Consider the following 11749-nt stretch of genomic DNA (forward strand, 5'->3'; position numbering starts at 1 on the left):
GGACCGTGGCATCGCGCCAGTAGAGAACTCGATCAAAGAAATGGAACGCGAGCGGTTGGGCTGGCGTGACGGCGGCAAAGTTGCCGATGCCTCCAGAACCTGTCGGTCTGTTCGGTTATGGTGAGCGCCAACAACCTCAGGAGGCTTTGGATGACCGACGACTGGATGAACCAGGACTTGACCGACTTCGACAAGGAGCTGCTCGAGTCCTCTGGAATATCGGTGCACGTCGAGCCGGAGGGCCTGCTGATTTCGGGTGATGACGACGCAGTGGCGGGGTATCTCAGTCGGATCAAGGATCTTGTAGGCGATGGTGTGCAGGTTGCTGGCATCGACAAAACCGCTATAGCGAACGCGGGTGGACTGATAGCCGCTGCAGCCACAGCGAAAGCACAGCATGGTCACTTCGTGAAGCTTGCTCCTCAGAGTGTTGACATGCTCAAGTCCTACAAGGTCATTCCGGGCCTTCCCGGTTACAACCGTATGACTCTGGTCGACTCGGCCCACAAGTTTCGCCATCAGATGCAGTGGCAGTCGGTCGCAATGACACCGACCCGAGCTCTGGGAATGCAGATCATGGTGGTACAGCTCGCGCTGCAGACAGCGATCAGCGAGGTGTCGGACGGGATCAAGCGCATCGAGGGTGAGGTCGACAAGATCCTCCGTCTCGCCGAAGCGTCGCGTGTCGGGGATGTCCTTGGCCATCATTCTGCGTTGTCGCACATCGTCAAGGTCTACAAAGAGACTGGCGCGCTTCCGACGACCGATTGGGAGAGCGTCGCCTCGCTCGGTCCGCAGCTTCAAGTCGGTATCGAGCGACTACGTGACCATGCGAAGCGCACTGTCAACAGCTTCGACGCGGACAAGCCGGTCCAGGAGCGCGCCGCGTATCTGACCCGAGCAGTCAAGGACGAGCGTCTCGGTGAGACCCTGCAGCTTTTGGTTATCGCGGAGAGTTCGCTCTACCTGTGGCAGACGCTCCGTATTGCTCGTGTCCGCGCTGCGGAGCCCGAACATCTCGACGCAGTCGTTGCGTCGGCACGGAAGATGCTTGCTGAGCACGTTGAGCGGGACGGCGACCTACTGCGTCACGCTCGGCTTGAGCTGTCCAATTACGGCACGGTCAAGCCGCTTGAGATTGTGCGATGGATGGCAACAGGTGATCTCAAACGTGATATCACCCAACTGCGCAATGACTTGGACGCATTCGCTTCGGCACGTAACAGTCAGGTCACCGGTTGGATCGACAACGAGGACCCCTCCATCAGCGACGCTTTCGCCGAGTTGGGTAGCCGTGCGAAAGCCGTTGGTGGTGCCGCAGCTGAAATTGGTGGTAGAGCGGTCAGTATTGGCGCCGCGGGCGCAGGTTGGATCGGCAAGAGCGTAAAAGGCATTGTTTCGAAGGGGCCGGCGAAATCCGACGACGAAATTGAAAAGCCTTGAGGCAGCGGACCTAAGCGCGATCTAGTTCGGGCCTCGGTAGTGGCGCAACACATATCGCCATTTCATACATTTGGACACGCCGCCCGTAGGTCGGGTCCGTCGATTCGATGTGCACCCTCCCGGCGTTGTCGATTAGAAGATAATTCGTTTTCGATCTTCAGGTCACCGAGTCGTTGGCGCATTCGCCCGTTGGTCCGTCAGGTCCCGACTTTGCTCGCCCACGTTCGATGCGCCATGCGAAAGCCCAGTTTGTTCGTAAGGATTGGGTGTTCCCGCACGAGTCGGTCGTGTAGGGGTTTGATGCTCGTCGACCCCAACAGGCTACTAATCATCATGAGCTCGAACGCAGATGATTCGGTCCAGTCGACGTTGCGGGTGTATCCGGCGACGGCGCGCGCTCCTGACTTCCGACAGAACGACATCAGTTGTGCAGCATCAGCATTGAGCACCGAACATGAAGCGATGTAGACAACGAATCCCGGCTCTTGCTGGGACAGCATAGAAGCAAGTGAATCGAGCGAGACGGCCTTCTTGCCTACATCAAATCCATCTCGGTCGCCATGGAACGCAAGGTAGACGATGTCGTATCTTGGCTTTTTCCGATAACTCATTCTGCTGATGTGATACTCGAGCTCGGCAACCGTGTTGACGTTTCTGTGCACCAACCGCAGGTAGTTTTGGAGCTCCAGCAGTCGCAACACGTGTTCGACGCTGAGCTTGTCCCACGGATCGTCGTCCTCCCACTCACCTTCCAGACACAGCAGCCCGGGTGGCTTCGTCGAGCTGGCCCTGACTTGCTCGGTACGTGAAAGGTCAGCTGCTGCCATGTGAGCTCCTCGATCGTCTGAACTTCATTCCGAGAGTACGAGCCGCGCCATTCGCGGGGGCAGACTTCGGCGAACTTCGGCCGCACCTGCCGTGTGTCCCGTCACCCAACCGACCGCCCGTCACGTTTGTCCGACTCTGCCGCTAGATTGTCGGGACAACCCTGGAGTGAGGAGTGCGGTGACCGTTCACAGCGATGAGGTCGGCGGGCGAGTCCGTCGATTGCTCGAGTTCTTGCGCGAGACGGTCTCGGCTCAGTCCAAACCGGTTCGCGCCTACGGGCCGACGACTCGGCTCGAGTGGCTGTATCGACGGGACCGCGACGTCCAGGTCGATGACAACGCAACAGCGGGCGACGTGATCGTCAGGGTGGTGCGAGTCAGTGTCGAACCGCCTCCGCAACTACCGGAACACCTCGTCGCTTTCGTTCAAGGTCCGATGGACAGAGCCGCCGAACCGCCGACACTCGCGCGCGGAGCCGGTGCAGCGGAATCCGAGGCGTTTCGATCGTGGCTCATCGAATGGCAGGCATGGGCGGCCGACGACGTAAAGAAACGTCCCTTGGCGGAGTTGTATCTGTCGGTCGATCGAATGCGAGAAGAGTCGCACACGCAGCCGGAGACGGTCGAAGTCGTTCTGGCGTCTGGACTTCTATCGGCCACAGTGTCCGGAGTGTCCATCGATTCCCATCTGGTAACTCAACCGGCGGAGGTCACGAGAGACGAGGACACCGGGGATCTGCTGGTCAAGTTGACGGCTGGAAGTAGTCCTCGGCTCGAAGACCGGCAACTGCTGCTCGGGCTGAAAGGCCTACACACGGCGTCAGCAGCGTCCCTTGCACAGAAGCTCGGCGACGTAGCGGGTTCGCCGATCGCAGTTTCTGCATCCGCGATTCTGAAGGAGTGGTCGAACTCGGCCATCTCCAGCATCACGTACGTCGCCGATCGACATGTTCCACCTGCCGCGCGTCGCGGGACGGTCCGTGAGTCACCTGCATTGCTGCTTCGTCGTCGAACCGGTTTTGCGCTCGTCTCCTACTACGACGCCATGATTGCTGCGTTGAACGACGGTGCCGATGTTCCGTTAGGACTCCAACAGCTCGTCGAAAGCATCGAGTCGACAGACCGGCTCGACTGGTTGGCGCGTCCCAGCTCAGAGCCGACGCCTGAGATCCTGTTTCCACTTGCCGCTAACCGTGCGCAGTCGAGCATCATGGAGAAGCTCTCACTCGACACGGGTGTGGTTGTCGAAGGGCCGCCCGGAACAGGAAAGACCCACACCATCGCAAATCTGATGTCTGCGTTGCTGGCTCAGGGTCAGCGAGTTCTCGTCACCAGTGAGAAGTCGCAGGCATTGCGAGTGCTACGAGACAAGTTGCCGTCGGAACTACAAGATCTGTGTGTTTCGATCACCGACCTAGCCAAGGGCGGGTCGGAAGAACTCGACCACAGCGTCTCGGTGATCGCCGGCCGTCTCGCGGATTTCGAGATCGCTCAGGCGGACCGGAAAATCGAGAGAATCGCCGGGGATCGCTACCGAGCGATCAACAAGAAGTACACCCTGGAACAAGCACTGACGTCGACGAGGTCCGAAGAGTCCGAGGTCCAGAATTTCGGCTCGCACTACGACGGAACGATGTCGGGAGTGGCCTCGCAGCTTGCTGCGTCAGCCGCAAAGCTGGCGTGGGTGCCGGGTCCGCTCTACACAGAGTCGCCACCCCTCACCTCGGCGCAATTTGCTGAGCTTGCGGGTCTGCTGGTCGAGAGCGAGCTTCATTCGGCGGACCGCCGCGAACAGTATTTTCCGGACCTGTCCACAGTGCTACCGAGCAAGACCGTGGTCACTCGACTGTGCGACGGTGCAAGCAGTCGGGCTTCGGTATCTGCACTTGCTGATCTCCCGACGGCGGAGCTGCGCCGACTGGCAGCACTGTCTCGTCAGGTTCTTGCGCGCGGCATGCAGCTGGATGGGGACCTCCGCGCCGTGCTGGATGGTGTGTCGTCCGGTTCGCTCGGTTACCTGTGGACGAGGGCACGAGAGGCGTCGACTCTGCTCGACGATGCGAAATCCGCCGACGCATTGGTCGGTACAGCGAATGTGGTCGTCGACAGAGCCGACCACGTTGCTCTGGAGACCTACGACGCCGCCGCGCGTCTCTACACAGAAGGCCGGTTCGATACCCTCCGCTGGTTGCGGACGCCGAAGGAGCAGACCGCGGTCGACGAACTGGCCATAACGGCCACTGTCGATGGCGTTCCGGCGCAAGGAGGCCATGCGTACCGCCTTGTTGCAGAACATATTCGTGGGCTTCGTTCGGTAGACGAGGCCGCATCGTTATTGGCGGACATCGGTATTCGCGTTCCGCACCGAGCGAGTCGAGCGGAGCGTATCAACGAGGTTGACGGTGCCGTGCGCAACGTGGCGCTGGTGCAGGACGTCGTCGAGCGGATTGCAACAATCTCGGATGAGCTCGAAGACCGGGTGGCACTACGAACGCTCGACGGCGTGGAAGGGCTGTTGTCGGATATTGAGAAGGCGCTGGCGGGCGCGAATGCACGCGACGCGCTGGGGCGGCTTGTGGTGATCGCCGATGGTTTCGACGTTGCCACCGGCGGGGCGAACAGCACAGAAGCGCTCGCACTCTCGGATGCGCTCCGCACCGCCGACCGCGAGGCATTCGACGGTGCGGTCCGTGGGTATGCACGTGCGAGTGTCGAACAGCAGCAACAGTTGTCGATGGATGCGCTGCTGCGGGATCTCGATGCAGCAGCACCGACACTTGGTCATCTGGTCACGAGCGACCGTGTCACCGACTGGGTGGCTGTTGCCGGCGATTTCGAGGATGCTTGGGCGTGGAGGTGGGCGAACCAGCATGTCGAACAGCATCTCGTTCGTCCCGAGGCATCCAACTTGGACGATCTCTACGACGACGTAGATGGGGAGATTTCGCAGCTCACGGCGACACTGGCGGCCGAGAAAGCATGGCGAGAGTGTCTGCAGCGCATGACGTCACGGGAGATGCAGGCGCTCCGCACATACCAGGAGAGCATCAGCAATATCGGTGTTGGCAGTACCAAAATCACACAGCGTTACCGAGCCTCAGCACGGGCAGCCATGCAGGAAGCGCAGAGTGCTGTGCCGGCGTGGATCATGCCGATCGGGCAGGTCCTGTCTTCGATTCCCCCGCAGCAGAACGTTTTCGACGTCGTGATTGTCGATGAAGCGAGTCAGGCGGACATCAGCAGCCTGTTTCTGATGTGGCTCGCGCCGCGGGTGATCGTGGTGGGCGACGACAAGCAGTGCGCACCGGATCGAATACAACAGGTCTCCGACGACACTGTTTTCGAGCGTCTGGACTCTCACCTCGGCGATCTACCGATACACGTCCGGAACAATTTCAGCCCTCGCTCGAGCCTGTTCTCGCTTCTCCGTAGCCGGTACAACCAGCGTGTACGGCTACGTGAGCATTTCCGGTCCATGCCGGAAATCATCGAATGGTCGTCGAAGCAGTTCTATCGAGACACTCCGCTGATTCCGGTGCGACAGTTCGGAGCGGAACGCCTGCAACCGCTCGTGTCGACCTACGTCGAGGGCGCAGAAACGGCAGGGTCGAGTGCGACCTTGGTCAACGAGGTCGAAGCGCTTCGCCTCGTCGAGAGACTGTGCGAGTGCATCTCCGATCCTGACTACGACGGAATGACTTTCGGAGTCGTCGTCTTGCAGAGTCGGGCGCAGGTCGAGTTGATCCGCTCACTGATCTCGGAGCGTATCCCGGCCGAGCAACGGGACAATCTGCGTTTACGCGTCGGAACGGCACCCGAATTTCAGGGCGATGAGCGAGACGTTGTATTCGTATCGATGGTCGTCGGCGCGGGATCGTCGAGCAATGCGTTGACCAACGAGATGTGGCAGCGGCGTTTCAATGTCGCTGCCAGCCGCGCTCGTGATCAGTTGTGGTTGTTCCATTCTGTTCGGACAGAGGATCTCTCACCGCTGGATCTGCGGACGTCGATGCTCACCTATGTGGAGGCTGCCCCCACTGTCCCGGTTCCGGAGATGCCGCAGGTTGTCGACGAGGAAGCCCTCCACAGCGATTTCGTATCGATGACGGCGCAAAGGGTGTTCGTCGCCCTGCGCGATCGCGGATACCACGTCAATTCTGCGATCGAGATCAACGAGCTCGTCCTGGATCTGGTGGTCACCGGTGTCGCATCGAAGGTCGCGATCGAATGCGACGACGACCGTGAGCGCTCGAGAGACGTTGTTGTCGAACGCCTTCGCCGAGAAATGGATTTGAAGCGGTGCGGGTGGACGTTCGGAAGAGTGGGTGCGTCCCAGGTCGTCGTCGACGTGGTCACGGCACTTGCCCCTATCATCGAAATTCTGGACGCGGTCGGAATTCTTCCCGGTGAAGTGGAGATTGCAGACGCTGGCCGGAATGCGAGTTGGAAACCGGTTGTACTGAGCGCGAATTCCAACGATGACGCCCCTCCTGACGAGGAGCCGGTGACTCCTGCTCCGGTTGTGGATACCGTGGTCGCGCCGTTGCCTACGGTGATCGAGGAAAAATATCCCGTCCGTTCGAGTGCCGTTCAGGTCGTCGAGCTCGAGCCGGGGGAGACACGACCGCCGAAGTTCGACGGGTCGCGCGAGATTCGGGTCGACTCTCGATACTCGACCCCGCGGCGGTCCGCCCCCGTCAAGCGCGTGCCGGTGACGACGCGTCCTTCGCCGGCAGTCATGCCGAAACGGGCACCGTCGAAAAAGCCCGTCGTTCCGACAGCACCTGTCACCGCGGCAACGGCGGGGGTCGGTATCGAAACGCTCCCTGCCGCGGTGCAGGCGGCATTGGCATCGCTGCCCGCAGCATCGTTGTCGACTGGCCGCGTCATCGCGGTCGCTGCAGCGCGTCGCGACGCGCCACTGACCCTGCGGCGTTGCTCGTTGATCACGGGCATGACCCCGATCGCTGCACAGCAATTGCTCGCTGACTTGGAACTGACAAAGAAGCTCGTGCGCAGACATCGACGCAATGGCGTTGCAGAGTGGGTGCGACCCGAGGACGCGGCATCATGACGGAATTGAGGGCTTGGCAGAAGGAAGCATTCGAGGCCTGGCGAGGGGCTGGCAATCGCGCCATCGTCGAAGCAGTCACCGGCACCGGTAAGATGCGTGTCGGTTTAGCCGCGATCCTGTCGGCGCGGAGCCTGGACCAGCAGGTCCTCGTCATTGTGCCGACCATCGACCTCCTCGAGCAGTGGCATACGGAGGTCAAACAGCAACTCCCGTCGGTGTCGGTCGGGAGGCGGGGGAACGGGCATCGGGACGACTTCCGGCACAGCAGTGTTCTGATTACCACCATTCAATCGGCGATTATGAAGGGTGCTCCTCAGCCGCGTCCGGGGGCCTTGATGATCGCGGACGAGGTCCACCGCTATGGCACCGATGGGTTCGCGCGGGTCTTCACCGATAGGTTCGATCATCGCCTCGGATTGACGGCCACGCTGGAGCGCCAGGACGAAGGTGTGGACACGCACATCCTCCCGTACTTCCGAACGACGATCGCAGGATGCGACTTTGCCCGTGGGCGGAGAGACAACGTCCTTGCTCCCGTCCGCGTGATGACGGTTGCCATCGAGTTCACGCCGGAAGAACGTACCAAGTTCGAGGAACACGATGCGATCGCAAGAGATGCGCGCAAGAATCTGATCAGCAAATATGATTGTGTTGCATCGCCTTTCGGCGAGTTCATGAAAACCGTGACGAAACTAGCGGAACAGAGAGATCTTCCGGAAGGACGACTCGCCAGCCGGTACCTGTCGGCATTCAGCAAGCGGCGGTCGCTGCTCGCGGATTGCCAGGGCAAGATCGATGCGCTCGGAACGTTGGCACCAACATTGTCGAAGTCGGATCGGTCGATCGTGTTCTCCGAGACGAAGGCGTCGGCCGAAGCAGGCTCGGCCCTTCTACGTGAGCGCGGTGTGCAGTCCAGTGCTTACTCCAGTGGACTGGATCGTTTGGCCAGAACCCGAGTGCTGCAACAGTTCCGTAGCGGAGCACTAAGTAACCTTGTCGCACCCAGGGTGCTGGACGAGGGAATCGACGTTCCTGCCGTGGATGTCGGCGTCATCATCGCCAGCAGCAGTTCCCGACGGCAGATGATTCAGCGCATGGGTCGGGTACTGAGGCTCAAGCCCGGAGACCGGGCAGCGGCATTCGTGATCATGTACGTCCCGGGGACTATGGAAGACCCGGCGCTCGGCGCGCACGAGGCGTTCTTGGACCAGCTTCTCGAGATTGCTGAAGAGCAAGTGAATGTACCCATCGCACAAGCGCCGACGCTACTGACGGAATGGCTGACGCACCCCGTCAAACCCAAACTGGAACCAGTGCGCGCCTCCTCCAAGTCGCCGACGTTCATCGAGCCTGTTCCCACTGATGAACTATCCCGGTCCCAAGGCCGGAACCCTGGTGCCGATGTCTCGTCTACCGCTGCATCGAGTCCGTCTGTGGTTCAAATGAATTCAGTAGCAGATTCGATCGGTACGTCCGGCAATCTCGATCTGATGTTGCGGTACGCCGCGACGTTGACAGCGAAGGACGCTCGGATTCTAGTCGATAACTTCGGTTTGAGCGGGCAACAGCCGCGATCGGCGATGACAGTGGCGAGATCAGAAGGCGTTCCGATTGAAAGCGTGGCCAAGATACGAGAAAAAGCGATCGACGCTGTACGTGGGTTCGGGTCGCTCGAGGGCAGCGGCGCAATGCCCTTTGCGGTGCCGGTCGCTCGGTCGCAATCGTAAGCATAATAAATAGGTAAAGGAAGACATGACAAAACTTCAGCTCAGTGCAGACGAGTACCGATTGTTCATCGTCATCCCCGACGATGGGACGTCAGTGGGCAACGTGACCGCCCGGTCGAAAGCCGGCTTCGCGAAGGGGCGATACAAAACGGCGAAGGAGGGGTTGCTCGAAAAGCATCTGATTGTCCGCGCGCGCGGTGGAGGCGGGGCAATCAAGCGGGCCGCTGTCGCTGAAAGCTCCGACATCGAGATCGATCACGTCAACGGGATCGCTACCGTCAAACCGCCCGTTGCGGAGTCGAAGTTGTACGCACCTCTTCTCAAGACTCTGAGCGGTTCTTGGGGTGAGGATCGAGGATTCACGCCCATCACAATCGAGGACGTCGCCAATCTTGGGCGGCGGGAGACCGGCGGAAAGTGGACGCGACCTGATCTCGTCGCGGTCGGAGTCACAGTGTTCGACTTCGTTCCCACAGTGCTTTTCGATGTCATTACCTTCGAGGTCAAACCCGCAGATCAGGTCAATGTGGTCGCGGTGTACGAAGCGCTCTCGCATAGGCGTGCCGCCACGCACGCGTTCGTTCTGATTCACGTGCCCTCAGTACTGTCCGATTCGATGAAGAAGAACGTGGGCATCGTAGTCAAGGCAGCTGCTGAGCACGAAATCGGCGTCATTACATTCGCCGAGCCAGACGACTACGAGTCTTGGAACACGCGCGTTGATGCGGTACGTGTCGATTCGTCAGCCGAACAGGTCAATTCATTTGTGCAGAGCAACATCTCATTGGACGGTCAGCGACTCGTTGCGGATGCGGTGAAGCGTCTACGTCGTGGGGATTCCTTGAAACCGGTCGAAGGGGAACTTCTTTCCAATGGCCACGAGCGCAGTGACGACAAAGGACCAGAGCATCAAGGGTTGCTGTAGCCGTGACCCCGAGGTTTCCAAGAGGAGTGAAATGACGACCGTAGACGACTGCTCGATGCCGAATGAGCGCGCTGAATTGCTGTACCAGTGGGCTAGTGCGAATTGCTACGTCGGCCCAGAATCGCTCGACGCGGCAGGCCTCCGGCGGTTTCGGACAACGAACCCGGTCGACCGAACCGGACTGTATTTGTTCCAGTGTTCAAACGGTGATATTTACATTGGTATCGCACAAGATGCTGCGCAGCGGCTGCGGACCCATCTGGCTAAGCACCCGGATGCAGTGCGGTTCTGGTTCCGCGCAGATCCGGGGTCAGTAAAGCATCGACGCACGGTTGAGCGACAGTTGGTTCGCGACGCGCAGACGGTAGGCCTCGTCGTGCGAAACCGTGAACACGCCAGCGGGCACGTCGGGGTGTCGGAGCTGGACGCCTTGGTCTCGCTCGGTGAGCAGGAACAGTGGCTGGAGAACCCGGTCGTGATCAACATGGCGGATGTCGAAGAACTGGTCGATCTGGGACCGAGCAAACTGGCTGCTCATGCAGGTGACTTCGCGAACCTGCAGAGGCATCCGCGTTTTGATGAAATTGTCCAGATTTTGGGAGACTACGCAGCGCATTGCATCCCATTGGCCAGGCGGACTGAGGCAACGTTTTGGACAGTGAGCTGCTATCCGAGCTCCAACAGCCGACGTGTGTTCTGTGTTTCGATGGCAGGGCAAGAGGTCTTCTACTTGGTCAGTTCGGAGTGGAGTTCCAAGCTGGCAGCGAAGCTGTTCGTCGACCGACGGGAGCTCCACCACGGTATCGTCGGAAAGCTCCGCATGAGAAGCAACAAGATCATCCCGAAGCGAGGCGGGCACAAGTCGGGTGGAGCCTTCGAGCAGGCTCTTCATTTCAGGGATCTTCGAGATTTGTCGAAGGCGCTGGCGTCGCCGCATCTCCGTCGGTCAATCGCCCGCTTCAACCTCGACTTGATGAGAAAGCGGCAGTCGGCCTACAAGACGTCGCATTGCAGGCAGCTCGCAGCGGCAGCACTAGCGGAGTCCGTGTCAACAGCAGCGCGGGGAATTTGATGGCAAAGATCCGATCGATATCGCCGAGCACACAGCGAGTGAAATCTGCTCCGACAGAGGTCGATTGTCAGTTTGCGGTCTTTCACGACAAGGACGAGAACAAGATCCTTCACTTGTCGACCTTCGGATCGGACAACCGCGTTTCTGCGCCCAAGAGCAGTCAGTCGATACAGCTCGACCTTCCGATGGCAGAACAGCTGGTTGAGTTGTTGATCGACACATTTCAGCTGTCACCAGGCGGTGCGTCCGATATCGTGTGGAGCCGCCCAGGCTCAGCCAACACCTTAGGACGCGCCGAGACTTCAACGCCCTCCGGCTTAAATACTGTGCCGATGCAGGAATCGGTAGGGGTTGGGCGACTGAACTCTAAGATGAACGACAAGGTCGAACAATTGGTCGAAGGTGAGCAGTTCAGAAGCCAATACGACCGATTCAGGCCGCGTTTTTCACCGCTGTCGATCGGAATGATGCTGAGCGAGCTGATCGAAGCGAACGGACAGGCCTCGTTTAGCGAGGTCGCCGAAGTTCTCGGCATTCGGCCTGGCCGGGTCCGGCAGAGCGTCGCTGTCCTGAGCCAGGTGATCAACGAAGACGGCGCGAACATATTGTCCGAGAACGGCACCGAAGTACGTTTGAACCCAGCGCTCCTGTTCGAGCAGTTTCGAGTGAACTGACGAATCA

7 protein-coding genes are annotated in these 11749 nt (G+C 59.8%); 6 read left to right on the plus strand and 1 reads right to left on the minus strand.

From position 1 onward, the window contains the following. Window positions 1-150: 150 nt before the first annotated feature. Window positions 151-1443 carry a hypothetical protein gene (locus tag CH266_RS02130; protein WP_094714566.1) on the plus strand — a complete coding sequence of 431 codons (1293 nt, stop codon included), beginning with the start codon at window positions 151-153 and terminating at the stop codon, window positions 1441-1443. Between the two features lie 197 nt (window positions 1444-1640). On the opposite strand, the gene CH266_RS02135 is transcribed toward CH266_RS02130, so the two are convergent. Further along, complete coding sequence (locus tag CH266_RS02135; protein WP_094714567.1) at window positions 1641-2270, minus strand: DUF6642 family protein; 630 nt, start codon at window positions 2268-2270, stop codon at window positions 1641-1643. 178 nt (window positions 2271-2448) lie between these two features. Between CH266_RS02135 and CH266_RS02140 the strand changes: the two genes are divergently transcribed. Genes CH266_RS02140 through CH266_RS25270 form a run of 5 tightly spaced genes read left to right on the plus strand, consistent with a single transcriptional unit; the run spans window position 2449 to window position 11742 of the window. Further along, a complete protein-coding gene (locus CH266_RS02140) occupies window positions 2449-7344 on the plus strand; it encodes an AAA domain-containing protein (protein WP_141214467.1) in 4896 nt (1631 codons plus the stop codon). After that, a complete protein-coding gene (locus CH266_RS02145; RefSeq protein ID WP_141214468.1) occupies window positions 7341-9071 on the plus strand; it encodes a DEAD/DEAH box helicase in 1731 nt (576 codons plus the stop codon). The genes CH266_RS02140 and CH266_RS02145 overlap by 4 nt, the downstream gene beginning before the upstream one ends. Before the next feature lie 25 nt (window positions 9072-9096). Further along, window positions 9097-9996 (plus strand): hypothetical protein, encoded by a 900-nt coding sequence (locus CH266_RS02150; protein ID WP_094714570.1) that lies wholly within the window; start codon window positions 9097-9099, stop codon window positions 9994-9996. Between the two features lie 31 nt (window positions 9997-10027). After that, a complete protein-coding gene (locus tag CH266_RS25100; protein WP_141214469.1) occupies window positions 10028-11068 on the plus strand; it encodes a GIY-YIG nuclease family protein in 1041 nt (346 codons plus the stop codon). Window positions 11069-11106: 38 nt separating this feature from the next. Continuing rightward, window positions 11107-11742, plus strand: a complete 636-nt coding sequence (locus CH266_RS25270) for a hypothetical protein (RefSeq protein WP_176456983.1) — start codon at window positions 11107-11109, stop codon at window positions 11740-11742. Window positions 11743-11749 lie beyond the last annotated feature (7 nt).

Source organism: Rhodococcus sp. 06-1474-1B, from assembly GCF_002258885.1.
Lineage (GTDB): Bacteria > Actinomycetota > Actinomycetes > Mycobacteriales > Mycobacteriaceae > Rhodococcoides > Rhodococcoides fascians.

Excerpts from the sequence above, each read along its gene's own strand:
- CH266_RS02130 (WP_094714566.1), top strand. The coding sequence starts at position 151 with ATGACCGACGACTGGATGAACCAGGACTTGACCGACTTCGACAAGGAG.
- CH266_RS02135 (WP_094714567.1), bottom strand. The coding sequence starts at position 2,270 with ATGGCAGCAGCTGACCTTTCACGTACCGAGCAAGTCAGGGCCAGCTCG.
- CH266_RS02145 (WP_141214468.1), top strand. The coding sequence starts at position 7,341 with ATGACGGAATTGAGGGCTTGGCAGAAGGAAGCATTCGAGGCCTGGCGA.
- CH266_RS02150 (WP_094714570.1), top strand. The coding sequence starts at position 9,097 with ATGACAAAACTTCAGCTCAGTGCAGACGAGTACCGATTGTTCATCGTC.
- CH266_RS25100 (WP_141214469.1), top strand. The coding sequence starts at position 10,028 with ATGACGACCGTAGACGACTGCTCGATGCCGAATGAGCGCGCTGAATTG.